Origin of the sequence: Nodosilinea sp. FACHB-141 (assembly GCF_014696135.1) — a bacterium.
In the GTDB taxonomy this organism is placed as follows: domain Bacteria; phylum Cyanobacteriota; class Cyanobacteriia; order Phormidesmidales; family Phormidesmidaceae; genus Nodosilinea.
In genome coordinates, this window is sequence record NZ_JACJPP010000029.1 from 88,637 (window position 1) to 113,928 (window position 25,292).

23 protein-coding genes and 1 pseudogene are annotated in these 25,292 nt (G+C 53.4%); 6 read left to right on the forward strand and 18 right to left on the reverse strand.

The annotated features are described in order from the left end of the window. Positions 1–352: 352 nt before the first annotated feature. Complete coding sequence (locus H6F59_RS25650) at positions 353–928, reverse strand: hypothetical protein (protein WP_190707939.1); 576 nt, start codon at positions 926–928, stop codon at positions 353–355. 382 nt (positions 929–1,310) lie between these two features. Here H6F59_RS25650 and H6F59_RS27795 point away from each other — a divergent pair, with 382 nt between their 5' ends. After that, on the forward strand, positions 1,311–1,547 hold the full coding sequence (locus H6F59_RS27795) for a DUF6876 family protein (RefSeq protein WP_397194774.1): 237 nt from the start codon (positions 1,311–1,313) through the stop codon (positions 1,545–1,547). Here H6F59_RS27795 and H6F59_RS27800 read toward each other — a convergent pair. From H6F59_RS27800 to H6F59_RS25665, 3 genes and pseudogenes are all read right to left on the reverse strand, one after another. Then, a pseudogene (locus H6F59_RS27800) lies at positions 1,530–1,601 on the reverse strand (poly-beta-hydroxybutyrate polymerase N-terminal domain-containing protein); the annotation flags it as partial. The gene H6F59_RS27795 and the pseudogene H6F59_RS27800 overlap by 18 nt on opposite strands. A gap of 5 nt (positions 1,602–1,606) precedes the next feature. Next, positions 1,607–1,795 carry a hypothetical protein gene (locus H6F59_RS25660; protein ID WP_190707943.1) on the reverse strand — a complete coding sequence of 63 codons (189 nt, stop codon included), beginning with the start codon at positions 1,793–1,795 and terminating at the stop codon, positions 1,607–1,609. Positions 1,796–1,798: 3 nt separating this feature from the next. Beyond that, positions 1,799–2,278: a hypothetical protein gene (locus tag H6F59_RS25665; protein ID WP_190707946.1), complete on the reverse strand. Its 480-nt coding sequence runs from the start codon at positions 2,276–2,278 to the stop codon at positions 1,799–1,801. Positions 2,279–2,766: 488 nt separating this feature from the next. On the opposite strand from H6F59_RS25665, the gene H6F59_RS25670 reads away from it, so the two are divergent. Further along, positions 2,767–3,258 (forward strand): hypothetical protein, encoded by a 492-nt coding sequence (locus H6F59_RS25670; RefSeq protein WP_190707949.1) that lies wholly within the window; start codon positions 2,767–2,769, stop codon positions 3,256–3,258. A gap of 268 nt (positions 3,259–3,526) precedes the next feature. Here H6F59_RS25670 and H6F59_RS26095 read toward each other — a convergent pair whose 3' ends face one another. The 6 genes from H6F59_RS26095 to H6F59_RS27805 all read right to left on the reverse strand — a co-directional run bounded on the left by H6F59_RS26095 (position 3,527) and on the right by H6F59_RS27805 (position 9,614). After that, entirely contained in the window at positions 3,527–4,018 is a 492-nt protein-coding gene (locus H6F59_RS26095; RefSeq protein WP_199325986.1) for a GGDEF domain-containing protein, read from the reverse strand. 33 nt (positions 4,019–4,051) lie between these two features. Beyond that, on the reverse strand, positions 4,052–4,360 hold the full coding sequence (locus H6F59_RS26100; RefSeq protein ID WP_199325987.1) for a GAF domain-containing protein: 309 nt from the start codon (positions 4,358–4,360) through the stop codon (positions 4,052–4,054). After that, entirely contained in the window at positions 4,336–4,674 is a 339-nt protein-coding gene (locus tag H6F59_RS26105; RefSeq protein ID WP_199325988.1) for a hypothetical protein, read from the reverse strand. Before H6F59_RS26105 ends, H6F59_RS26100 begins: the two co-directional genes overlap by 25 nt. Before the next feature lie 440 nt (positions 4,675–5,114). Continuing rightward, positions 5,115–5,351 carry a hypothetical protein gene (locus tag H6F59_RS25680; protein ID WP_190707952.1) on the reverse strand — a complete coding sequence of 79 codons (237 nt, stop codon included), beginning with the start codon at positions 5,349–5,351 and terminating at the stop codon, positions 5,115–5,117. Positions 5,352–5,459: 108 nt separating this feature from the next. Next, complete coding sequence (locus H6F59_RS25685) at positions 5,460–9,209, reverse strand: PAS domain S-box protein (protein ID WP_190707957.1); 3,750 nt, start codon at positions 9,207–9,209, stop codon at positions 5,460–5,462. Between the two features lie 144 nt (positions 9,210–9,353). Further along, positions 9,354–9,614 (reverse strand): helix-turn-helix transcriptional regulator, encoded by a 261-nt coding sequence (locus H6F59_RS27805; RefSeq protein WP_190707960.1) that lies wholly within the window; start codon positions 9,612–9,614, stop codon positions 9,354–9,356. Positions 9,615–9,753: 139 nt separating this feature from the next. On the opposite strand from H6F59_RS27805, the gene H6F59_RS27810 reads away from it, so the two are divergent. Together H6F59_RS27810 and H6F59_RS27815 are read left to right on the forward strand one after the other, a co-directional pair. Next, positions 9,754–9,840 carry an ArsA-related P-loop ATPase gene (locus H6F59_RS27810; protein WP_199304161.1) on the forward strand — a complete coding sequence of 29 codons (87 nt, stop codon included), beginning with the start codon at positions 9,754–9,756 and terminating at the stop codon, positions 9,838–9,840. 1 nt (position 9,841) lies between these two features. Beyond that, positions 9,842–10,000: an ATP-binding protein gene (locus H6F59_RS27815; RefSeq protein ID WP_397194777.1), complete on the forward strand. Its 159-nt coding sequence runs from the start codon at positions 9,842–9,844 to the stop codon at positions 9,998–10,000. A gap of 183 nt (positions 10,001–10,183) precedes the next feature. Here the strand turns inward: H6F59_RS27815 and H6F59_RS25700 are convergent, their stop codons facing one another. Together H6F59_RS25700 and H6F59_RS25705 are read right to left on the reverse strand one after the other, a co-directional pair. Next, positions 10,184–14,182: an EAL domain-containing protein gene (locus H6F59_RS25700; protein ID WP_242021703.1), complete on the reverse strand. Its 3,999-nt coding sequence runs from the start codon at positions 14,180–14,182 to the stop codon at positions 10,184–10,186. 2,198 nt (positions 14,183–16,380) lie between these two features. Further along, positions 16,381–19,914, reverse strand: a complete 3,534-nt coding sequence (locus tag H6F59_RS25705) for a bifunctional diguanylate cyclase/phosphodiesterase (protein ID WP_190707966.1) — start codon at positions 19,912–19,914, stop codon at positions 16,381–16,383. A 469-nt stretch (positions 19,915–20,383) separates the two neighbouring features. On the opposite strand from H6F59_RS25705, the gene H6F59_RS25710 reads away from it, so the two are divergent. Then, the gene (locus H6F59_RS25710) at positions 20,384–20,632 is read left to right on the forward strand and encodes a hypothetical protein (protein ID WP_190707969.1); all 249 of its coding nucleotides are present in this window, start codon (positions 20,384–20,386) and stop codon (positions 20,630–20,632) included. A gap of 206 nt (positions 20,633–20,838) precedes the next feature. Here the strand turns inward: H6F59_RS25710 and H6F59_RS25715 are convergent, their stop codons facing one another. Beyond that, positions 20,839–20,997: a hypothetical protein gene (locus tag H6F59_RS25715; RefSeq protein WP_190707972.1), complete on the reverse strand. Its 159-nt coding sequence runs from the start codon at positions 20,995–20,997 to the stop codon at positions 20,839–20,841. Positions 20,998–21,034: 37 nt separating this feature from the next. Next, positions 21,035–21,208 carry a hypothetical protein gene (locus H6F59_RS25720; RefSeq protein ID WP_190707975.1) on the reverse strand — a complete coding sequence of 58 codons (174 nt, stop codon included), beginning with the start codon at positions 21,206–21,208 and terminating at the stop codon, positions 21,035–21,037. Positions 21,209–21,350: 142 nt separating this feature from the next. On the opposite strand from H6F59_RS25720, the gene H6F59_RS25725 reads away from it, so the two are divergent. Then, on the forward strand, positions 21,351–21,575 hold the full coding sequence (locus tag H6F59_RS25725) for a hypothetical protein (RefSeq protein ID WP_190707978.1): 225 nt from the start codon (positions 21,351–21,353) through the stop codon (positions 21,573–21,575). A gap of 598 nt (positions 21,576–22,173) precedes the next feature. Here the strand turns inward: H6F59_RS25725 and H6F59_RS25730 are convergent. The 4 genes from H6F59_RS25730 to H6F59_RS25740 form a co-directional block, all read right to left on the reverse strand. Beyond that, complete coding sequence (locus tag H6F59_RS25730; protein WP_190707981.1) at positions 22,174–22,875, reverse strand: hypothetical protein; 702 nt, start codon at positions 22,873–22,875, stop codon at positions 22,174–22,176. Between the two features lie 202 nt (positions 22,876–23,077). Then, positions 23,078–23,203 carry a hypothetical protein gene (locus H6F59_RS26900; RefSeq protein WP_277882465.1) on the reverse strand — a complete coding sequence of 42 codons (126 nt, stop codon included), beginning with the start codon at positions 23,201–23,203 and terminating at the stop codon, positions 23,078–23,080. Further along, positions 23,203–23,361, reverse strand: coding sequence for a hypothetical protein (locus H6F59_RS25735; RefSeq protein WP_190707984.1), 159 nt, complete (start codon positions 23,359–23,361; stop codon positions 23,203–23,205). Before H6F59_RS25735 ends, H6F59_RS26900 begins: the two co-directional genes overlap by 1 nt. Before the next feature lie 383 nt (positions 23,362–23,744). Beyond that, positions 23,745–25,292: bifunctional diguanylate cyclase/phosphodiesterase (locus H6F59_RS25740; RefSeq protein WP_190707987.1), on the reverse strand; the 1,548-nt coding region annotated here is incomplete at its 5' end.

Sequence of the window (25,292 nt, forward strand, 5' to 3'; positions counted from 1 at the left end):
GCAGTTGATGCTTATAGATTCATTTGGCATCCATTAGAAGCCATTATGCTATTATGACCCACAAGGCGAGATGCCTTAACCTCTGGCCCTTGGGTGAGGAGAAATAGGCCAGTTCTAGATCCTGTGTTCGTTTGTCATTCACACGTTTCCCCAGGAGGAATTCCTATGTCTAGTTCTCAGCAACTCTCAACGCTTTTTACTCCGTGCAACAGTGGCATGTGCCCAACACTCTACAGCGACGAGCATGGCCGGATGTTCGTTCAAGGGAATCGCCTAAGTGGTGCTGCCCGAGGCGGCCTTGCTCTCGCTGACCATGAGGATGTGGTTGAACTCACTCCAGAGCTCATCGCGTTTATTCGTGGCTAACGATTGAAACCCCTTGCTTGTTGAGTGGCTCTCCCGAGTACGGAGGGGCCACTTTTTCTTGGGCTGTGCTCTTAGGCGGAAGTAACTCTGCTTCTACAAAATGGCGGAAATCGTCTGAATGAACGTCACGAACCCGTGCCCAGTGCTGGCGCACGGTCTGGTAGCGAAAGAGCGAGCGAGCGTCCTGCTTAAATCCCTCAAAGTAGATTTCGCTGATAATCGCGTTCTTAAAATTGACGTAGCCGATAAGCACCTGATTGATGAGGAACTCTGAGATCTTTTCAATTTCCCATACTTTCGTATCGAGGCCGTTCGCTTTTGTGAAGCTCTCCAAAAGTGATGCGTTGTTAAGGATGCCGAAGAAAAGCTCCCGATGGGCACTGATGACGTCTCCTTGGGCAACGCTGTAGCTATTTTGAAACTGGTGTCGTACTTGCTCAACCAAAACTTTCAGAGTGGTCCGAGTTGTAAACCACAGCAAAATATTGGCGACTGTGGCGATAAACGTGATCGCGACCATTAGCAGGTCAGCAAAGACTCTTGGTTCGATACTGCTGCTCATAGCGCTCGTCCTGGTCATGGAGCGTTCGGGGCCTCAAGGGTAGATCAACTAAGTGCGCCGTCAACAAAAAACCTCTTGAGCCTGGTTCTTGTGGGTTCGTATGCTTTTCCTCGAAACAAATAGTCGTGGGTAGACGGTGCTTGTGTGTAGGGCAGAAACCATGCAGGGCAAAGTGCCAACGGTTCTAACCAAAGGTTCTCCATGCCCTCTATGAACGTTGTTATCTACGGAGGAAGTTTTCCTATAACCTCAGGTGAAAGTGGGTATCGACCGACTGAGAGCGATCTCTACTAGTTCACTAGAACATCTCAGTGGTACCCCGATCCACTGGGCTTCTGTATACGGATGGAGTGTTTTACCTAGATAGAGAAGAGGTGCCTTGTTGCAGGATGCGATCGCATCCTGGCAGTTCGACCCTCGAATCAAATTGAATCCAATGCTTCAAAGGATTCAGTTCTGGAAGCTAACAGTGAACCCCGACAGATCGGCAGTGCTGGTCTGTGGGCGCCATTTAGACAATGTGGCCGATACATATAAGATGCCGTTTACGGATTTTCCCCTCGGATCGGTCACCATTTACTGCCAGAGTGGAGTCCTCTTGCTACCATCTGAACGCTAGATGCCGCCTCCAGCTCAAGTAAGCCTCATGTAGGGATGCGGGCGAAAGGTTCTCGGAGACTAGCCCTGCATGGGGGTTGCCATCTGCGCTCGCAAGTCATCGAGCATAGCCCTCGCAATCCCCCATCCTTCTATCGCTGCCATCTGCTCAACAGACTTCAGCGCTAGATGGTGCTCATTGGCTAGCGCCATCAGCGACTCACCATCCCAGTACCGGGTTCTGATTGCGTTTTTGATGTGGGTTTCCATGATCTAACGGTGCTCCTTTTTGGCAGCGCCCAGGGACCTAGCGTCTTTCAGCGCTTGAAGCAAGGTCTTAGAGTTGGGGTAGCGATCGAGCGGCTGACTGACCAGCCAGTTGGTGCTGGAAAGCTTAGCCCTTTGGTCAGTCAGTTTCGCTAGAGTGCCGGCGCAATTCGCCCGGTTGCGCCCATCGTGGGGTGAGCGAATTGCCGCCGATACCCGTGCGATCGCCTCGTCCAAAATTTGAATCAGATCGGCCAGCGTCTGGGGTGTCGATTGCAAAACCTCAGGCTGCTGAGTGGCTTGAGGGTCGCCAGGCTCTGCGGTGAAGCTCATCAGCTCAATGGGCGGGCCACCGCCGCTGGTGCGGTCTTCCTGCGCTGCTGCCCAACTCCCAGCGGCGCTCCACAAATGGGCTCTACGGGTCGAGACGCCTTGCTTGCGGGCCACCGCAAGCAATAGGCCCTCTTTCAAATAGCTACTTTTCATCACCCGCTTTGTTGTGGGCTTGATTTGGTCCGCCATTGCGACCTACTGCATACTGTACACCTCAGAGTTCCCGCAGGCTAATAGGTTGAGCAGTGTGAAGTTGTGTAGCGCTTGCGGGGCTGAATCGAGGCTTGAAAGGGGGTGTGGGCAGCAGCGCTACTCTCCAGCTCAAGTAGTTAATGGCCAATCACGGCGGGTGCCCCGAGAAGGCGCTGATTTATGTCCGTCGGGGCCAGCAGTGATTGTCGCCTTCACAACTGATTAACTCCTTGCCGCAAAGCAGTGGTATTGCCTGTGAAGGCGCAATTTCTAGGCTCGGCTTGGCTTGAGCAGGGCTACAATCTCGTCGCCAGCCCACGGCGATAAGGGAGGGCAGATACAACAAACCCTTACCAGAGCCTCAGAAACGCTGGCAGGGGTTGGAGCGCGAGGCAGTTAGTCTCTCAAGAGGACGGGCACGATAAATTAATAAATGGGCTACAGGCTTTATGATTTCTCGCCCTCTGATTTTAATTTCAGCTCTTGGAGTAGCCATACTTCCGTTAAGCGCTTGCTCACTAAATGACCAAGCAGCTACGGTAGCGCCGCTTGCCCAGGCAGTACAGGTTAACGATAGTCCTAATTCTGCTCCTCAACCGTCTACCCCTCAGACGGTGGCGCAGGCCCAGGGGCAAATAACAAACCGACTGCAAGGTTTACAGCTTGACCGGGTTTCGTTCTCTGCGTTTGATCTAGAAGGTAATACGTTCTGCGGAGTAGACCTAGACTTCCCAAACATGCGGGTAAGGATAATGGCAAAGCCTCATCATGATTGGCAAGGAGTTTTCTATTTCGATGCCAGTGGCGAGCCTTGGGCTGAGTACGGTATCAACCAGCGCACGGGACAACTCAACAAAGAAGACGCCTATTTGCACGAGGGGCTGCTAGGTTCGTTCATTTTCAAGATGGCCCAGATGAATTATGAGCAATGTGCTCTGTAAGGGGTTGCTCAGTCTCATGGCCAAGACTGAGATTTGAGCCAACAGAGGGCTAGGTGGTTTGTGTCGTGAGGCAACTAATACGCAGGAGGGGCATCCTGCTCTCGCTGTTGCATCAATCCCTCGAACTCTCGCTCAGCCCTAGGCCTGAGTCGACCCGCTATACCCCGCTGATTTTACCCCTGAGCCCATCAATATGAGCACTCGATATTAAATGCGATTGCCCTAGGCTAGGCCACCGTTAGCGACGTCGTAAGTTGGGTATCTAGGGTCAACCCGTTGACTGCCGCTTCAAGCGCTTTTGCTCGTACATTTGTTGATCGGCCAGGGCCAAGATATCTTCTAAGGATCGGGTCTCACCTGTCTCGTAGATATAGGACCCGATGCTCATGGATAACTGGAAAGGAGCCTCTCGCTGCTGATTGAACTGGTCAATGCCATCCTGTAGCCGATGCTGTAGCTGGTCCCGCTCTTCGGAGTTGCCGGGTGCTAAAACCACAAACTCATCGCCCCCCAATCGAGCGACCAGGTCTGATTCTCGAAACGTGCGTTTTAGCACATTAGCTGCCGCCCACAGGGCAACATCGCCAGTTTCGTGTCCCTGTAAATCGTTGATCTGCTTGAGTCCATCCAGGTCAATAAACAGCACGTTAAAGGCAGTTTTGAGTCTCGTTGCCAGCTTTAGTTGCTGTTCAGCTAGCAAGAAAAAGCCTCGGCGGTTGTGCAATCCGGTCAATTCGTCGGTGAGGGAAAGTAGACGCACGGCTTCCTCTGCCGATCGCCGTTCCTGAACCTCTTACGCTAGCTTTTGATTGGTTATCTGGAGCTGAATCGTTCGTTGTTCAACCCTATGCTCCAATTCTGAGTAAACCTGAACCTTTTCGATCGCCACCGCAGTGGTATCAGCCAAGGCTTGCAGCACTTTAACGTCTTGGGGTGCGGGTTCTTGCTGAGCGGCCCAGTAAGTACCAATGGCACCAATTGGATTTAGGGTGCGAATCGGCACCATGACTAGACTTTGGACAAACGTAGGTTCGTAAGCTAACCAGGGAATGCGCTGATCTTGAGAGACGTTAGCGATCACCGCCGGAACTCGATGGCGCATTGTCCAACCGCCAATACAAACATCCATGGGAAATCGCTGCCTTTCCAGAGGGGAGCGATCGCGTCTTCATCGGCGTAGTAGCAGCAGTCGCCCTCTTTCAAGATAAAACAAGCTCCGTCGGAGCGGGTCAGCTCGCGCGCTGCCACGCGCACAATTTCCATGATCCGCTCCAGAGTTTTCGCCAACGACAGCTCCTGAACCACAATCAGCAATCGTTCCATTGACTGAATGTATTGCAAAACTGTGGATGTGCTTTCGGTTTCAAGCGCACAGGACAACGGAGCTGCTCTAGCGTTGTCTTGAAGAAGAGCCATAAGGGGGTGGTAATAGGGGCAGGGACCCTTATTTGTTCCCTAAAAACATTTACCTTGATATCTGTGTATAACACATGTCACTTATGTGGCCTACCGTTGGGCAGGGCTTTATGCCGTTGGGGTTTGCCGGGACAGCGCTCCCAATAGCGGAGAGCGACCTAGCGGGCCTCGGAACGACCTAAACCTGGAGCGCCTGATTCCCTGCACTAACTCTGGCGCGATCGCTGGCCGCAGGGCTAGGGAGACCCGGCTCTCCGTTAAGGTCGCGTTGGTGAGTTAACTAAGGAGAACCTGAGCCTGTTGAAGCCCCCGCCTCAGCGCAGCATCACAATCTCTCTTAACTGCTCTTTTATGAAACGTTCCAAAATTTGTCTAGCGCAACGCTGGACAATCACGGAGTAAGCTCAATAGGCTCTGTGCGAGCAGGCAACTAATCAAACTCACTCAACCCCGGGTCGCGGGGGAACAGCTTCAGCGATCGCCGTACCAAGTCCACCATCGGGCAGGGACTGCTCTCTACCAGGGCCATCAACAGAACGGCGGCGCGGCTGTCGCACCACAGGCCCGTTTAGCCCAGAGTCGAGCCGAGCGCTCAGAGCCAAGGGTTCTTGAGCCTTCCAGCTGTCTAAACAGGCCTGGCGAAAGCCGGCGGTGGATAGCTGAGGATATAGATGCACCTGCACTTAGGTTTCTCGATCGAACAGGGTTTGAATACCTTGAGCACCATAGAGAACCCTAATTTTAGGTGGCTTCGCGGCCTTCCCTCGATCCAGAGCTGGTGAAAATTAACGGGAATGAATTAACTGAGCGATCGCCTGCACTAACGCTTGGGGATCAATGGGCTTCGAGATGTGCCTTTGGAAACCTGCGGCAATCACCTGTTGTTGATTGGTATCTCCTGCATAGGCCGTGAGGGCGATCGCCGGAACTTGCCCCCCTTGTTCAGGAGCTAAGGCCCTCACCTGCTGGATCAGCATATAGCCATCCATCTCTGGCATGCCAATATCACTCAACAGAACATCTGGCTTGGCTTGAGGCAAAACAAGCAATGCCTCGTGGGCAGAAGTAGCGGTTATCACCTGTGCTCCCTGCTGTTCTAATACAAACACCACCAATTCTCGGGTGTCGGGTTCATCGTCCACCACCACGATTTTGATGCCGTTCAAATCGTGGGAGGGCTGGGGCGATCGCTCCCGGTCTACCTGTAATGAAGCCTGCAAGAGGGGGAGGCGAATGGTGAAGGTTGCGCCTTGATCCTCCCCTAAGCTGTCGGCTCTAACGGTTCCTCCATGCAGTTCAACCAAATGACGCACGATCGCCAGGCCTAATCCCAGGCCACCAAACTGTCGGGTAGTTGTACCATCCGCTTGGCGGAAATAGTCAAACACATGGGGTAAAAAGTCAGGTGAAATGCCTTTTCCCGTATCGCTGACGGTGATTTGAGCATAACTAGCGTTTTTTTCGTTGTTATTAATGATTTGGCTGTCGGTACTAACTAGAGATGAAGCATCAATAGCTAAGGACAAATCCCCTGTGAGCGATGACAAACTAATGTCAACCCGCCCACCAGCAGGGGTAAATTTCACCGCATTGGAGAGAAGGTTCCAGATCACCTGCTGTAGTCGTGTGGAATCGCCCCAAACCATACATTTTGGATTTTGGATAGCGCTTTGCGCCGCTGCGCTAGAGGATGTTAGCTCGTCCTCGTCTTCTGCTCTAAAACCTAAAATCGTAAACTGTAAATCGATGGACTTGGCTTCGGCAGCCAATCGCACCGTTTCCATTGCGCCTCGAATTTTGTTGGCAAGATTGACGGGAGCCACGTTGAGGTTTAGCTTGCCGCGCAAAATTCGCGATACATCGAGCAAATCTTCAATGAGTTCTGATTGCAGCTTGGCGTTGCGTTGAATAGTCGTTAGCGCATGGGTTGTTTTAGCGGTATCTAGCTTACCGCTCAGCAAAAGTGTAGACCAACCGAGAATGGGGTTGAGGGGCGACCTGAGTTCATGGGATAGCACGGCCAAAAACTCGTCTTTAATACGATTTGCCTGCTCGGCTTCTTCCCGTGCCGATTGCTCCCGTTGCAGCAGCAGTTCTCGCTCGACGTCTGCCTGTTTGCGATCGGTAATATCCAGCAATATGCCAAAGAAATCAACCGTTCGGCGGAACTCCCCTGCTCCATCAAATTGGGCTTGCCCTTTGGCTAATACCCACCGTTCGGTGCCGTCATTCCACACAATTCGATATTCAATTTCGTAAGTTCCAGCCGATTGAGGCTCGAGCGCCCCATTCACCGCCGTAGACACTCGTTCGCGATCGTCCGGGTGCATCCGCTCCAAGACTTGCGGGAGAGGCACCATCACCGTATCCTCTGACTCTCCCCAAATTTCCCGCATCCGCTCGTCCATCTCCACGAGGTTGGTGTCTAGATGCAGCCGCCAACCGCCCAGTTTAGCCACCTGGATGGCTAGGCGTGCCCACTCCTCGCTTTCCCTCAGGTCCTGTTCTGCCCGTTTGCGTTCGTCTTCGATGCGCTTGCGATCGCTGATGTCGTTGAAGAGAACGGCTACCTTGCGCTCCTGGGGCTCGCCCATGCGAAAGGCGTAAACATCGTAAAACCGCCCCAGTTCCTGGGCCGTGTTTTCAAACCGCTCTGGCACTCCCGTTAGCGCGATTCTGCCGTAAAGCTCAAACCAGTGCGACTCCATTTTTGGGGCAAATTCTCGCACGGTTTTGCCAATCACGTCCACCAGTCCGGTCTGTTTTTCAAAGGCGGCGTTAGCTTCTAAGAAGCGGTAGTCAAAGGCATTGCCGGTGGCATCAAACAAAACTTCGATAATGCAAAAGCCTTCATCGATAGAATCAAACAGCGATCGATATTTTGCCTCTGACTCGCGCAATGCTTCTTTAATATCGACCTCACCCTGAATGTCGGTGCAGGTGCCAACCCATTGCCTAATGATTCCATCTGCATCTTTAATCGGCACACCCCGTACCAACTGCCAGCGCCATTCCCCGGTGTGATGGCGAAAGCGATGCTGAATTTCGAGCGGCTCGCCCGATTGAAGACAGTGCTGCCAGTCTCGTTCAGTATTGGGCAGATCCTCCGGGTGCGTAACTTGTTGCCAGTTCCAACCATGCAGTTGCTGTGGCGTAAGTCCTACGTAGTCTGCCCATTGGTCACTCATGTAGTCCACCCGACCGTCAGGCATTGCCGTCCAAATCAGCTGGGGAACGGTAGCGGTGACGGTGCGAAACCGCTCCTCGCTTTGGCGCAGAGCTGCCTCGGCACGGGCTCGTTCCAGACGCGGGAAGATGCGGTTTGAGATTTCTTCAATCAGTTGAATCTCGTCTTCACGCCACTGCCGGGGTTGCGAGTGACAGATGGCAATGTAATGGGTCCATTGGCCATGGCGATGAAATGGAACGGTGACAAAGGAATACATATCGAGTGCCGCATAGCCAGCGGCATCGGTGCGCGGGTCTGTTTGGGTATTGCAGACTACAACGGTTTCTCCAGCTCGGCTGGCCCGCACAAATTCGTTGCTTAAGTATTGAGAGATGCAAAACGTGCCCACTATACTGGGCACCTCTGGACTGCTCCAGCCGTGATGGGCGGTCACTCGATCGTGGGCTTCATCGACATCGGCGAAAGCGCAGGTCGTAATCTGCAAATAGGCCCCCATCTTCGCCCCAACCGCTTGCATAATTTCGTCGGCCGTCGAAAACCGCGAGAAGGCTTCACCAATTTCTGCAAGGAATACCCCATGGGCTTCCCGGCGTTTGCGCTCGGTGATGTCTAGGGCGATCGCGACTACCGATTGCGGTTGCCCCCCGCGATCGCAGACCGCATACACACTGTTATTGACCCAGACGATCGAGCCATCCTTGCGGATATAGCGTTTCTCAATCTCAAACGGTGTGCCCTCCGTCAACATTCGCCTAAACAGTTCTACATTGCGGGGCAGGTCTTCAGGATGGGTGATGTCCTGCATGCGCCGCTGGTAAAGTTCATCGTCTGAGTAGCCAGTGATGTCGCAATACTTCTGATTAACCAGCGTCAGCCTGCCCTCCAAATCCACACAGGCGACGCCGGTTACGGCTTGGTTAACAATGGCTTGATACCGACCTTCTGACTCCCGTAATCTTTCCTCGGTTTGTTTACCGGTGTCTTGAATCTGCTTGTGTGTGGTGATGTCCCGCGAGACGCACACAAGCCGTTCAACGTTTCCATCTGTGCTTCGAATGGGGCTAATTTTATTGGCCCACCACTTGGGTTCACCCTGAAGAGTTGGACGGTGGCCTGCCATGGAACATACCTCGCCTGCCGCTGCACGGGCGATCGCATCGCTGGCGGCCTGCTGCTCGGCTTCCTGCCACAGCTCAGCCCAGTATGTATTGAGAAAGGGCGTGACATCGTCAATGCCCAGTAGCGCCTGCCCTCCCCGATTCACGAACAGAATGCGCCCGCCTAAATCCAAGAGTTGGATGCAGTCATCGCTACTATCTAAGATTTGCAGGGTCTGGATATCCAATATCAAATTAGACGGCTGGGCTGAGCCAGCTCCGTCTGCTGCAACCTGACCATTGACGCTGCTGCTTACCTGAGTACAATTCTGAGAGAAAGAATGGCTTGGCGACGTAGAGTGATGGAGAGGCTTGACCATAAAATCTTCGTTTCACTCCAAAAAGTATTTGACGAGCAACTTCTTATCGGCCTCGCCCGTCGAATGAAGCAAGTGCTCAAATGGCATGACCGCCATGGGTAGAAGCGTTGCTCGCCCATGCTCCCATCGGTTGATGCTTGGCAATGACACCCTTATTTTTGCTGCCAACTTCGCCTGTGAAAGATTAAAACACTGTCGCACTTTTTGCACAGAATCTGATAACTGGAAGTGTTCAACTTTTTCAGAGCTGCGTGTAGCGCTAGTTGCGAACATGAAGGCGAACCCGACGCCTAGGCAAGCATTCTACCCGAACGTGCTATGTGATGTGACGATTCTCATCCACCAAAAGGTGTAAAGGCCTTCAACGTAAGGCTTGCCGTGGCTGACAGTGCTCTCGCTCTAGCACGGAATCTTGCACCTTTCTGGCAAAGAGGGCGTTGGCAAACCCTCGATCGCCTGCACGACCGCGATTCAGCTAGCCGAGGCAAGGCAGCATTGATCTGGGGCTGTATATCGTGCGCGAGATCGTCGTCGCCCACGGGGGAACGGGAGAGGTCGCCTCGACGGCGCAGGCAGGCACGACGTTCACCGTTCGCCTGCCGCGACGCACCCGGTTGAAGGCGACCGTCAGTAAGCGCAGAGACCATTACGGGGTTTGAGTAGTAATGGAACAGAAACCTACGTTAAGGCTGAAAGCCTTGCGGGAAGAGCTTTTCAAATCGTGTTTTTTACGTTCTTTGGCAGACGCTCTTGTACCAGTTGAACAGTGCCCTAATTGGTACAGAAAAATAGAACGGTGTATCAAGGGTTTCAGTCCCTTTCTGCCAATTGACGCCGTGCCTTTAGGTTTCTCTGGGTATGACTGACCGGCTCTCTAACGATTGCGGTGGCTCACTAAAATTCTGTAACCGCCTTACACCACTCCTCTCGGTATTGTGAGTCTGAATAAATTGCTGAAATTGCTTGGCTGCCAGCGGTTTACTCAGTAAGTAACCTTGAACACTACTACAGCCTAGAGCCCGCAATATCTGCAACTGTTCTACTTTTTCGACCCCTTCAGCAACCGTTTCCAGGTTTAGGCCGTGTCCCAAAGCGATCACCGCTTGCACAACGGCAATTTCCCTCGATTCAAAGGACAGATCTTGAATAAACTCGCGGGCAATTTTGAGGGAATGGAGCGGAAATTGCTTCAAGGCAGCAAGGGAAGAGTGCCCTGTGCCGAAGTCATCCATTGAGATGTAAATCCCCATATCTTTCAGTTCTTGCAAGGTGGAGACCGCGGCAGGAATATCCTGCATCACTACTCTTTCTGTAATTTCGACCTCTAGCTGGCTGGGCTCAAGCCGATGGTCTAGCAAGATTTGAGCAATCTTTTTGGGCAAGTTTTTTTGCTGAATCGTTTGAGCAGAAAGATTAACAGCGACACGCAGGGGTGGATTTCCAATGTTTTGCCATGAGCGAATCTGAGCACAGGCGGCACAAATGACCCACTCATCAATCGCGCTGATTTGCCCCGTCACTTCGGCTGTTGGTATAAATTCTCCCGGCATCAGCAACCCTTTTTGAGGATGCTGCCAACGAATTAAAGCCTCAGCGGCAGTCACCTGGCCTGTTTGCAGGTCTAACTGAGGTTGATAGTGCAGCACAAACTCACTTTGCTCCACAGCCTTGTGAAGATCATTGGTCAAAATCAGTTGATCCAGGGATCTCCCTATCGTGACAGAGGAGTGGAGTTTGTAGTTATTGCGCCCCTGATGCTTGGCGTCATACATGGCTGCATCCGCATTTTTCAGCAAAGTCTCAGCATCTTGACCATGGCTGGGGGCGAGTGCAATGCCAATGCTCGTCGTCACTCGAAAGGTCTGGCGATTGAACACAAACGGCTCACGCAGGTTATGAAGAACCCGTTGAGCCACTTTCGTAACATCTTTGGTGGACTGAATATTTTGAAGCATTAGGGTAAATTCATCCCCACCCCAACGCGCCACAATATCGCCCTTCTTTAAACAGCCTGAAATTCGCTGTGCCACTTGCTGCAATAGCTGGTCCCCAACTGCATGGCCCAGCGTGTCATTAATCGTCTTAAAATGGTCGAGGTCCACAAAGCAGACCGCGAGCATCCTACTATTTAGTCTGTTATTGGCGGGTTTGAGTTGTTCTAAAGCCTTGACCAGTTCTTCTTCAAACAGCAGCCGATTGGGTAATCCAGTGAGCCGGTCATGACAAGCTTGATGGCGAATCGTGGCCTCAATCCGCCGCTGCATCACGGTGATATATAAATGGGTGGCAAGGGTTTGCGACAGTTTGATGTCTTCTGCGTTCCATCCTGAAGCAAATGGCGTATCCGCTAAGTCTTGAGAGGATAAACTGGCATCGGCAGTAGTCTGTTGGCGGCTGGGAAATCCACCAGTTGTCAACAGGCTCGCACCTAGTTCGCGACGAAACAGGCTGAACCACCCAATAGCTTGTTGCTGATATTGCAGGGGCACAATCAGTACAGAATCAATGGCGACCGCTTCGAAGGCCGCTCCTAACGTCCGCAGGTCTGGATCTTGCCTAAAATCCTGCAGGGTGTAGAGATGGTAAGTTGGGGCTTCTCCACTGCTCCTTTTCCGATGCCTTCCACCGTTCGCGCTCTGGGCCAAACGACGCCAAAGATAGCTTTCACCCTCTAGGGTTAAAGCTGGTTGTACGCCTGAACGGTAAAGCTGGTCACTCTGCTCTTCGGGATCGGCGCAGATATAGAGCTGTCCACCAATACAACCAAAGGTGGTAACGGTAGCATCAATGACTTGCTGCATCACTCGGATGGCATCTCCAGGCGTATGCAACAGGCGGGTGAGGCGATTGATGGTGGCTTCCGCCTGGGCTTGCTGAGACGCTTGTTTTAACAGGGTTGCTTGAGCGATTGCAATGCCGACATGGGTCGAAAGTTCTTTAAGAAAATCCAGTTCCCAAGCTTGCCAGTCCCGATAGCGATGGCACTGGTGAGCAATTAACAGCCCCCAAAGCTCCTGATTGTGGAGAATTGGGACCACGAGCTTGGACTTCACGCCAAGTTGATGGAGGGTTTCGACCAAACAAGCTGAGATATCGTCTTGCCTAATATCAGCAATGGCGCGGACCCGACCCTGTTGGTAAAGGCGGTGACTGTCAATCGGAAAAATCTCCTCGGGTAGCGGTTGATCCATCAACGAAAAACATCCTGGAGCAACGGCTTCATTCGTTACTGAACCGGTACCGTCAGGATTGATGCGATAGGTCAGTACCCGATCGGCCTGTAACAGTTGCCTGACCTCAGCCACTGTCGTGTTCAATATCTGACTAAGGTCTAACGACTCCCGAATGCGGTGCGCTACTGCCGTAATTAAACGCTCCCGCTCAAATTGCTGCCGCAACACAGTCTCAGCCTGTTGGCGTTTCTCCAGTTCAGCTTGAGACTGCTGATACAGTTCTGACTGATGAATCGCGATCGCCGCTTGGGTGGTGAGTTGCTTGAGTAGATCAATCTCATCCGTTTGCCATACCCTCGCGCCAGAACATTGTTGCACCACCAGCAAGCCCCAGAGCTTAACCGCATCGACAATGGGTACGACTAGATTGGCCCGCACTTGAAAATCGGCTAGCAAGTCACGATGGCAGGGGGTCAAATCGGCGGTCTCAATATCTGAGATCGCCTGCACCCGACCCTGGGCATAGAGCTGTAAGTAATATCGGGCAAAATGGCCATCGTAAATCTGGGTGCCCGTGATTTTGCGCCATTGAGCATCCGTCGATTCCACCACGACACAGCCACTATGGTCGGCGTTGAGTTGGTATATCAGGACTCGGTCAGATTCTAGTAGATGACGCACTTCAGCGACGGTGGTCTGCAAAATCGCGGTCAGATCGAGCGAACCTTGAACATGAATGCGCTCAGCCATTTGCCTAACTAGGCGTTCCTGAGCGGATTGTCGTCGCAGTTTTGCCTCTAGCTGCTTTTGAGCCGTAATATCATGACAGATTGCGATGTATTGATAGGGCCTGTTATCACCGTCTAGAAAGGGGACAATAGTAGTATTAGCCCAATACAAGCTACCGTCCCGAGCGCATTTTTGGATTTCTCCTCGCCATACCTGCCCACGATTGAGGGTTTGCCAAATGGCTTGTAATTCAGTCGGAGAATGTTCGTCTTCCTCCACTAAGAGATGCTTGTTGCCAATGAGTTCTACCGCTGAGTATTGAGAAATTTCGCAGAACTTATCATTGGCATAGGTGATTAACCCTTGGGCGTCTGCGATCGCCACAATGGAAGACTGATCTAACGTAAACTCAATATCTGTACGGTCTTTTAAGGTTTGCTTAAGCACCCGGTGCCCGTATCTTAGCTCCAGTTGTGCCACAACCTGACGGCTCAGGATGCCCAACGATTCAAGTTGCTTTGAGTCTAGTTGACGCGGTTGCCGATCGATGACGCACAGCGTCCCTAGCCGATAACCATGGGCAGTAATGAGGGGGAAGCCGGCGTAAAAACGAATGTGGGGTTCCCCGACAACGAGCGGATTCTGCACGAAGCGCTCGTCGAGCAGAGCATTTTCGATGATGAGAGGCTGCGACTGCAAAATTGCGTGGGCGCAAAAGGCCCACTCGCGGGGAGTTTCCGTTGCGGTTAGGCCAACCTTTGCCTTAAACCACTGGCGGTGGTCATCAATCAGACTCATCAGGGCGATCGGGGTTTGGCTGATCGTAGTGGCGAGTTGAACTAAATCATCAAAAGCCGCTTCTGGGGGCGTATCTAGGAGATCATATCGAGCTAACGCGGCTAACCGAGCCGCTTCATAGTCGCCCTCGATATTTGACATCCTCTCTCTCCCCGTTAACGTCTTGATGGATCAACCACCGCCGTAGAGTAGTCCAGATAACCGGGTGCCTGTGTTTAGACTCAAACGTATCAGAGACTACAAATATCGTAGCCTTAGTACGGATAAAGATTGTTACTGTGATGTATAAATTGACATCCTTCTACAGGTTGTCGCCATTTTTCTATAAAGTTTGGTAGTTCAATGCGGCGACTGTCCCCGCTATCTGCTCCAGTCTCACCTCCAAATACCGCTACAATGACGTCAGCGACGTGCGGCCGCTAATCTCCTGGATTACTGGTGGCGCAGTATGGCTATTCTGATTCATCGCTGCTGCTTTCCATAGGGTAGGAGCGGTGCCAATATCAGGCAGCATGGCCAGCCTCTACTAACTGAGGGCAGCGCTAAGGCGCCTTTGGAGCAGTTCTAGCGGGATGGAGGGCAGTTGATCGAGGGCTGACCAGTCGGACTTTAAGGCTGCAATGTCGGAAAAGGCTTGGCTGACGTGAATCTCAAGATTACGGTAGAGTACTCATTTCCTAAGGAAAGCTGAGGTTCTAGCGCCTGGGAGTAGCCCCCAATCTGACGGCATAGTTGTCCTGCGCCACAAAGCAGCATCACAATCTCGCGGCAGCTCTTTCGTGAAACGTTCCAAAATTTGTCTAACACTGTACCAAACAATTCCCACTCAGCTATGCCCAAAGCATTTGGGTACAGGTACGGGGTTAAGCCAGATTGGCCAATTGGGTGTGCAGGCAACTACTCAACCCACAAGCTTTCAGCAAGTTAAGACCATTGAGCACTCAGTTTTCTTATTAATTACTTCAGCGACCTCCCCATAGTGTCACTCTGCCCATTCAAAGTCGATATTTCATGAAATTAGCTGAATGTATGCGGTCTAACGATGCTCATCACCTGCCGTAGATACCTTGAACTTCAACCAATAATCTCTCGGCGGTCGGTGTGCATGGGTGTTGTTAGGCAGTGATTTTGGTTAGATAAAATTTATACATGAAGTTATTGAGAATAATTTTGCCTTTTCCAGGAGAAGTAATGAGCTAAATCCCTGCTACTGATCATATAAATAGGAATAATGGAACTGAGAATTGCCATCATCAAACTTCCTACTATGAGAATGACGGAGAGTTTTGAACTCAGTAAAAGAACCATTGCCATCAAAATGATCACCAAAAAACTACAGATACCTGTCAGGAGCCATTTTGCCCATTGTCGCCCTTGTAGAACAAAATACATTACTACAATTGTGAGTAAGATGCGGCCAATAGCCCATTTATCCCGCGCAATGATTACCAAGGTAGTATCCAAAATACAAAGCACTAGAAACATAGCGATTAATCGATTCCGAGCATTCAAGATAGATTGGTCAGGCTGGATCATATTTTTTTGATAACGCCTAAATAATTACAATTGAAGTATTGCATGGATCAAGATCAGCTTTTTGCCATTCAAATTCTTAGGTTGAACGTTCCCCCCAAACAGCTCAAAACATTTGTCTGCAGTTTTCTGCAGTTTTAGTAGTCAAATAGCTTATCAAAATAAACAAGGGATAACTCGTAATTAGAGGGGAAATTTTTGCATAATACCTCCATGCGGAATCTTAAATGGAAATCTGTCTGCATAAACACCCCCACGGGGAGCTTGAGTGGAATAACTTCAGACTAAATGCCGAATATAGAATCTTAGATGGACAGATTCAGTATAAATTCTTGATGAATGGGAGACATACAACTTAAGATTTTCTTATGGCTAGTACGGAGTTATTTATGCATGGTTCAACTCCACCAAGGCGCTTCTTGACTGGGTGCGCGATGCGATTTTGCTGAAACATTATTCTTACCGGACGAAGCAGTCCTACGTTCAGTGAAACGCCTGTGGCAGAACTATGAGTCGGTTGCAAAGGGAGACGCCTAGTGAAATAAATCTGAGTCATGGTTTAGCTGCCCCGCGCCTCAAAGCAACATCACAATCTTTTTCAACAACTCTTTCGTCAAACGTTTCGAAATTTGTCCAGCACTGTGCTAGACAATTATCCTCCAGCTGCATCGGCGAAGCCAGATTCGCCAGTTGCGCGCGCAGGCAACTGTTCAAAGCAACCAAAAGTCTATGCCCAGCTCCGGGTCAACGCTAAGTTTCTTGCAGTTGCGGTAACCCTAGTTTTTTAGGGAGTGGAAGATTAGGCTTCACTCTAGGTCGTAGGTGCAGACCAGCGGTTGGGGGTGGCCAATGCCATAGCCCTGGGCAAAGTCTACGCCGATAGCTGTGATGCAATCCAGAATGGCGCTGTTTTCAACGTATTCGGCAATGGTTTTGAGGCCCATAACGCGGCCAATGGTACTAATAGCATCGACCATAGCGTAGTCAACACGGTCATCGAGAATGTTTTTGACGAAGCCACCGTCGATTTTGAGGTAATCCACAGGCAGGGTTTTAAGGTAGGCAAAGGACGACACGCCGCTGCCAAAGTCGTCCAGGGCGAAGCGACAACCCAACGCCCTTAACTGGCGGACAAAGTCGCTGGCTTTGGAGAGGTTAGCAATCGCCACCGTTTCGGTAATTTCAAAGCACACTTGCTGGGGCGGCACGGGGTATAGGGCAAACTGCTGGCGCAGAAAATCCACCATGGCGTCGTCATTGAGGCTGGCTCCAGAAAGATTGATCGCATAGACCGTGGGCACTGTTGGGTCTGAGTCTAACTGGTTATGCAGGGTGGGCCAGTGCTGAAACAGGGTGCTGACCACCCAGCGATCGATCTTGGCCATCAGGCCGTAGCGCTCCGCTGCTGGCAAAAAGGCCAGGGGCGGGATCATTTGCCTGGTGTCGTCCCGTAGGCGTAGCAGCACCTCGTAGTGATATTCTTTTGCTGGCCCCGGCGCAGTCGGCACGATGAGCTGGGCAAAGAGGCAAAACCGATGGTCGGTTAAGGCTTGGGTAAGGCGGGCCACCCAGCGAAATTCTTCCTGCTGTTGAAGCAGAGCCTGATCATCGAGGTGTACAGTATGGACGCGGTTACGTCCGTTATTTTTGGCGGTATAGCAGGCGGTGTCGGCGGCTATTAGCACGTTCTCCAACGTGTCGCTGTGGTGGTTGATAGGCACCACACCAATGCTGACGCCGATAGCGAAGGTGTTGCCTGCCCAAGCAAAACGGAAATCTTGTACCGCATCTTTTAGGCTATGAGCCACCCGCAGAGCCTGCTCAAGAGCGCACTGATACAGCAACACGCCAAACTCGTCACCCCCTAGGCGGGCTAGTGTGTCGGTTTTGCGAATGTGGCTCTGCAACAGGTTAGTGATCTGGCGCAGCAGTTCGTCGCCAGCGTTGTGGCCACAGGTATCGTTGACAATTTTGAACTGGTCGAGATCGAGGTAGCACAGCACATAGCTGCCCTCATGGGCCTGGGCTCGGGCGATCGCCTGGTGCAGGCGGCGTTCAAACTCGCGACGGTTGACCAGCCCAGTTAGAGGGTCATGGATAGCTTGCCAGGTAACCTGCCGGGTAAGCTGCCGGGACTGAGTGACATCGTGGAACACCATTACGGCACCTACGGTTTGGCCCTGGCGATCGCAGATGGGGGCGGCAGAATCGTCTACACCAATTTCGCGTCCATCGCGGGACAGCAGCACGGTATCTTTTGCCAGCGCGACCACGCGGTTCTCCCGCAGGGCTATTTCCACTGGGTTGGGGGCAGGCTCGCGGGTCTCTTCGTGAATGATGGTGAATACAGTGTCCAGGGGGCGCCCTTGGGCCTCCGCCTGGCTCCAACCAGTGAGGGATTGGGCGACGGGGTTGCAGTATTCGACGCGACCGGCCACGTCAGTGGTGATCACGGCGTCGCCAATAGAGTGAAGAGTGACCTGAGCCAGCTCTTTTTCGTGAAACAGGGCCTCTTCCATCTGCCGCCGTTGAGTGATATCGGCAAAGGAGCAAACTACGGCATAGGGCTGGGTTTCACCGGAGCGCACCATGGGCTCGGCATTAACGGAGATCCAGGTAAGGGTACCGTTGGGCTTGTGGATACCTATGATGACGTTGCGGTTGGGCTGCCCGGTGCGCAGGGTGACTATGGCGGGGTGTTTGTCGTTGGGGAAGGGACGACCGTCTTCATAGATGCTGCGCCAGCGCGGGTCGATGGAGGTGCGACCTTGCATCTGATCCAGCGTCAGGCCCAAAATTTCTTCGGCGCGGCTGTTGCAGGTCTGAATAACCCCGTTAGCATCTTGAAGTACTACCCCCTCCGCCAGGGCGGTTACGACCGACCGATAGCGGTCTTCGCTGTCGCGCAGGGCCATTTCGGCCCGGTGGCGCTCGGTGACGTCGTGGTAGGTGAGGACTTTGCCCACGGTACGATCGCCCACTCGATGGGGGCGTCCGTGACGCTCCAGAACGCGGCCATCGATTAGCTCGACCCGGTCAAAGGTCTTCTGGTTCAAATCCGCCATCATGCGTTGGAAGGCAGCATCAAACGCTTGGGGGTCTTTGGTTTGGCTGAGAATAAAGGGATAGAAGTTGGTGGTGGCACCGCTGCGGACGACCTCATCCGCCAAAGCGAGAGGAATCGCCCACTGCCGCAGAAAGCGGCTGTTGAAGTAGCGGATATGCCAGTCGGCATCAAGGACTAAAATGCCGTCGCCGGTAGATTCAAGGATGGTGTCGAGCAGCGATCGAGTCTGGGTCAAGGCATCGTTCAGCCGGTGGAGCTTCTGAGCCTGAGCCTGGGAGCGTCGGTACAAATGGAGTACTCCTGCTACCAGCAGCGCCGATATCAGACCTGCCGTCAGCACGATATTGGCTGCTGGCAGCAGCAGGTTAGTCACCTGCTGGGCCAATTGCGCTGAGAGCTCACTTCGCAGAGTGGAGCTCCAGCTGATCAGTGCCTCCCACAGTAGCAGACTAGCGGTGGCCACCCCAAACCCTACGCTCCCGGCCAGCCAGCGCGGCTGGCCGGGGTGGGGCTGACGGTGCAGCACTGCAACCACGATGCCTAGCCCCAGCCCTAGCAGCACCACGGCAGTGGGAAGCGCCACGCCGGTCAAAAAGCGCCAGGTGTAGGCGGTGCCCAGCTGGGTCAGGTAGCCCAGCAGCACGATCAGGTTGGAGCCAACCACCCCAGTGGCCAGGGTGGCAGCCACGGCGGGAATCCAAGGTAGACGGGCCGGGGGAAATTGGGATGATGGCTTGTGATCGGCAATCGCCAACCCCAGTACCGCCAGACCCAAGCATAAGAAGCTCAAAGTCGCGTTGGGGGACGGGCGCCCTGGCAAGGGCTGCTCGACTTGAATAAACAGCTGATGGATGGGTGTCTGAATGGCCCGAGGATCGATCTGGCTGGGGGCGTAAAGTTCGGTGGTGATGTAGTCGTGCATCAGCAGTTGGTCAATACCCAGGTTGATCCCCGCCAGGTACTGCACCAGGGTCAGCCCGCTAAGGACCACCACCGCCCCACTTAGGCCCAGCGCCCAGCTGCGCCACCGCCGTATCCAGCTCAGCAGCGCCAGTCCTAGCAAGACCATCAAAATCGCCGCATTGTAGCGAGTGGGCGGTGACCCCGCTGGCCACTGAATAATCGCTGTAGTGTGAGTATGCCAAGCGCTCAGTACCAGCAGCCCCAGCCCCACGCTCAGGCTCGCCGCCAGCCCCGGCACCCATTCACTCCACCGCGACATCGCTTGTCTACCGAACCAGCCCGGGGGAGCAAAGGGATCGTGTTGTGTCATGGCCTTCAGGCATTTTGGGAGCTATTACGTCACTGAACTAAGCTTGCCTCGACCCGCGTAAGGGGTGAGACTGGCGTGCTGAAAATTAACCCAGAAGAGCTATAAACCTGTTAAATTAAGCACCGGCGAATTGGCCCACGCTTTAAAGCCGCATCACAATCTCTCTCAGCGGCTCTTTCGTGAAACGTACCAAAGTTTGTCTAGCGCAGCGCTGGACAATTCCAACTCAGCTATGTCCAAGACATTTGGGTACAGATATGGGGTAGGTTAGATCGGCTAATTGCGCGCAGACAACTACTCAATCCACCCTGCCCTTAACTTGCTTAAGGCCGTTGAATTTAGGAGCATTTAACCCTAACAGGGATGGCGTCACAGGTACCCAAACAAAATCCCCACGGGCTAGCGGTACCTATGGGGGTTAGTTTTTAGGGTGCATCTACGATTCAGGAATCCTGCTCGTTGTTAGCCTATGGTGTCCAAACCCGAGCTTCGCAATAATGGGCAAGTGGTACCGTCACAAATCATCACCATGATTACTAAAGGGTCCACACAACCTGACGATCCACGCAAATATCTAGGGCCGCTGCACCAGCAGGCTGTTGATGTTTCCAAGACCAGCACGGGCGATTGCAGTGAACTGGAAAAACTAGAGGCACTGGTACTCCAAGCCACAGACGAAAAAAAAGCCGAGATGCTTGGAGGAGAAATAGAGAGGTAGATCGCTGCCCATGGCTCCAAGTTGATTCAGGCCTACGACTTGAGCGGGCTAAATAGCTAATCGCGCCAAAACAAAACCCCCACAGACCAGCGGTGTCTGTGGGGGTTTATTGCATCTAGACATGGCATCGCGCCCGCTGTTGGGCCTATGGTGCCCCTGATGGTAGGGTGCAATCGCACTCTACCCCCTGCGATCGGCCATGTGGCTTAGTCGGCTGCGTCAGCCTCAGCCCGATGCCGTTTCAGAGGGGCCAACACCTGCTCGTAGTTCATGCTGTCGTATTGACCCGATTGGCGCATATCCAACGCTACCCGAATGCCAATCGCGTCGCCGTCGTCCTGTCTCATGCGGATTGAGAGGGGCACGTCGCCGTAGCAATGATTTGGGCCAGCTCTTCTATGGTCATCCCACCTCACCATCAACCCACTCAATAAACTCAGACGGCTGCACCAGGTAGCGATCGCACGGGTCGAGGTGGCCGCCACTGACTACCAGGACATGACCAGCACTGAGCTGCGGAAGGAGTGCAGCCGCTGGGGTATCGCCTGGCGGAATGCCCACGGCAAGGGCAAGCACCTGCGGAAGGAGGAAATGGTTTCGGCCCTGTCATAGGGGCCACGCTGTCAGCCCACGGCGTTAAAAGAGGGCACCAATGCAAAAACCCCTGCCAATGTTTCAAGGTCATGGCAGGGGACTACCCAAAGTGATAGGTAATTACATGGTACTTGCAACCGTTCAAAATCTAACCCGCCGCACTCGCACTCGTTGGTATCGCGTCATCACAGCGCACGTTGCCAATGGTCAGACTATCATCGACGGCATCAACGTCGAGGTAACCAGCGGTGGCCACTACGGCTGGGGTGAGCAGGCCGCGATCGTGGCCCATGTGTCCGAGCACTACCCCGACCTCGAGGTGGTAGACACCTGGGCGATCGCAGCATAGACCGCTTACTATTACAGCTAATGAGCACACAGCCCCGGCCCTGCGCCGGGGCGTTTTGTTGGTTGCGATCGCCGTGGGTGCTGCTGCACTGCATTGGCAGGCCACGGACATTGCCGCAGCGAGTAGCGGTTTAGTGCGCTATCTTTGCCTATTCGCTTATTCGGTTATTCAGGTGATATGAGTAAAACCCCATGGGGCTACTGGCAATGGGCGCTCGTGGCTGTCGCAGCCTCTATAGGCTCCATTAGCTTGTCAGTTAATCCAGACCTGCTGAAGGAAATCTCTCAAATAGAAAGATGGGGAGTGCATCTCTTAACTACGACGATCGCTATAGGTGCGATTTGGGTGGCGACCACCAAGTGCGGTGAGTGATGCAATCTGATCTAGCCTTTCGTCGGCTCGTCATGGCCTAACAAAAGTAGACAGCCGCCGCCGTGCCACCGCTGATCAAGCTAGGGCCATGCAGGAGCCGCTCAAGTTCCGTCACCAGCAAGCGGCCATCGCAAGGGGAGATGCTGGGGAGGTTGCGATCGCGGCTTGGGCTGCTGCACTAGTTGAGGCAGCGTGTAGGCGGTTTGGGATATGAGGCGGCTAGCTCTTATTGAGCATCCATCGTCGTGACGATGAGGCTAAAAATTTCCACGCAGTCGAACTGAAAATCAGTGTTTCTTGTAGCTATATGCCCACCTTCTAGCATGTCTAAGATGTTGGTTCTATGGCCGTATTGGGCAGCCACCTCAACAGACCGCGCTGCGATGTCCCCGATCTCCGCTCTGTTTTGAGTGCATTTTGCGTCTACTTGATCTAGCAACCTTGCATATGTGCTCTCACGGCCTGGGAGCCCATCAATTAGCGCCATCTTTTCTTCAAGGGATTGATCAGACGATTTACCCGTATCCCTAGGTGCCTGAGGTGCAGGCACAGGAGCAGCAGCCTTGACCTGGTAGGCCCTGTAGCGTTCCGCTGCCACGTCACGGTTAGCGGTGTACTCGACGATCTTGGCCTGGGCCGTGGCATAGTCGGGGCTATCGGTTGGCACCTGCCCAAGGGAGGCAATCGCTAGATCCCAATGTGCAGACACATCTTTCCAGTGGTCATCTACAGCGGTCTGCGCGGCGACTGCGGCCTCATAGCCCTGCTGCTTGCCTTGGGTTAGGTAGTCGATTGTCTCTACCGGGGTCTCAACGACCTCTGCTTGCTCTTGCAGTTCTGCTACAGGTGCAGGGGGTGGTGCAGCAGATTGGCATGAGCTGAGCAACAGCAATGCCATTACCGCAACGGCGTTTTGAGTGTTGGTCATTGCGGTTCTGCTTCGCGTGAGAATGGGCCGGGCCTTAGTGCTCCAACCTCAACATTGCCAGCAGACTGCAAAGTGCGCTGGACAACCCACTAACTCTTGACCAGCCCTTCACGAATGGCCAGACGGGGCTTACCAATTTTGGCTACCAGTCCAGGGTTGAGTAGTTGCTCGTTGACTGGATAGCTCGGACACTTTATCCGCCCTAATCCCAAGGGTCTTCATCCCCCTCAACCATCCAGTGAATCATGGCCCATTGCAGTAGCACCAGCAATGCCGCCATACCAACCAGCACAGACGCCGCGATTACGGCCCCTATAACTACCGCCATTACTGCCCTTCTTGCGCTTCGTAAATACTTGCTAGTCTTCCCGCCGTCAAAGCCCGCTGGAACATGGTTACTAATGCCCCATCCACCAGGTTGGGGTAGGTGCGATCGAGCCCGGGCTCAGAGTAATTGCGTGGTGAGGCAACGGGTGAGCTAGTCAATCGCGACGGCTGAATGATACCGTCGCCTCTGGCAGGCGTGGGGGTGGAGTTTTAGGCTCTGCCAAAATAAATCCCACCAGCTTGTGCAGCCAGTGAAAAAATCTCAAGAGTTTCACAAATCTGGTGAGACTAAGTTGCTCCGACTGTCCAAGGGTCGGGCAGGGGTAGAGCGGGTAGTTTAAGGCTTGTGACCCCTAACTGTCATATGCCCACCGACGGACTACGAAAACAGCTGAAACCCTTATTCTCTCGTTGACTGGTTGCGATAACATCAAATAGGCTAGCTGCGCGCGCAGGCAACTACCCAACCCACAAGCCTTAGCAGGTTAAGGCCATTGAGCACTCGGCTTATCGATGTCACCTCAGCTACTCACCCACTCACCTCAACCCCCTGCAGCCAAACACGTCCCCTCCCGCAGCAGCGTCGTCAGGTTCTGCGCCGTCATTGGCCTAGAGAAGAGATAGCCCTGACCGTAGTTGTAGTTCATCCCCAGCATGAGGCTGCGCTGCTCGGCATGCTCAATGCCCTCGGCCACCAAGTCAAAGTTAACGCCCTCGGCCAGGTTAGCGATCGCCCGACAGATTGCCACTTTTTCTAAGTTTTGAGCGTTGGTGGGGATAAAGTAGCGATCGACTTTGACTTCATCAAAGCGAAACTGCAAGAGCTGGGCTAGCCCCGATTGCCCCGTGCCAAAGTCGTCGACCTTAAGCCGCAGCGACATAGCGCGCAGTTCTTGCAGGCTTTGCAGGTAGCGCTCCAGGTTGCTATAAATGCCGCGCTCGGTGATTTCAACACCAAAGCGGTTGCTGACAATACCTGCCCCCGCTACTCGCTGCATGATGCGGTCTAAAAAGTCATCATCTTCCAGCTCTAGGGGGCTGATATTGATGGAAAGATTGAACTCGCTCGAGATCTCCTGCCACTGGGCTAGCTGCTCTAGGGCGTGGCAAAGCACCCAGTCGCTAATCCGGTGTACCAGCCCCGTCGCCTCGGCCACGGGAATGAACTCCGACGGCGCTACCGAACCCAGACGGGCCGAATCCCATCGAATTAGGGCTTCGGCCCCGACAATCGCGCCGGTTTGCATGTGGCAGATGGGTTGGTAGGCAAGCCAAAACTCCAGCTCACTGCTGCGCTGTTCTAGGTAGGCTTCCAGGGTGATTTGGCGCAGCCGTCGTCGCGCTAAAGCACTATTCCACGCCTGAATACGGTGCTGAGGCAAGTTCGAGCGCCGGTTACGTTTGGCCTCGCGCATAGCGGTCTCGGCTGCCTGCAGCAGTCGGTCAATCGGGGCATCAACGTCAAAGGCGTTGATGGTGCCGCTGGCAACGCCAATGGAGACGCTAATGCTGACTCCTTCAACCTCAATGGCGAGAACATCGCTCAGCACATTTTCGGCGATCGCAGTCGGGATGGGGCAGGGTTCGGTAGAGTCGGCGTTGAGAGCGGGCAGCAGCAGCAAAAATTTGTCGCCGCTGTTGCGCACCGCAATGCCGTTGTGGGTTTGCGCGTGGTCTTGCAATACCGTAGCCACGGCCTTGAGTAGCTCATCGCCCAGGTAGTGACCCCGCTGGTTGTTGATCAGCTTGAAGCGATCGAGATCGATGAAGAGGCACACCTCCCAAGCCTCTAGCTCCATCTCCAGCACGCGGCGGTTGTAGAGGCCCGTGAGCGGGTCGTGGATCACACCGCTCACCTCCGTAAAGGTCATGTAGAGCAGCTCTAGGGAGAGCGGGGTAACTAGGGTCATGTACCAGCCCGAAATTTCGCCCTGGTATTGGTATTCCAGCCGCTTGGGCTCACCAGATTCAAGGGCTGCCAGATAAAGGTCGATTAGCGCCACCTGATAGGGGTAAACCTGCTGGCGGTGGGTAGGCATTTTTTCGCAGAGGCGATCGCCCGGCTTCAGCAAACCTTTGGTGATCGCCCT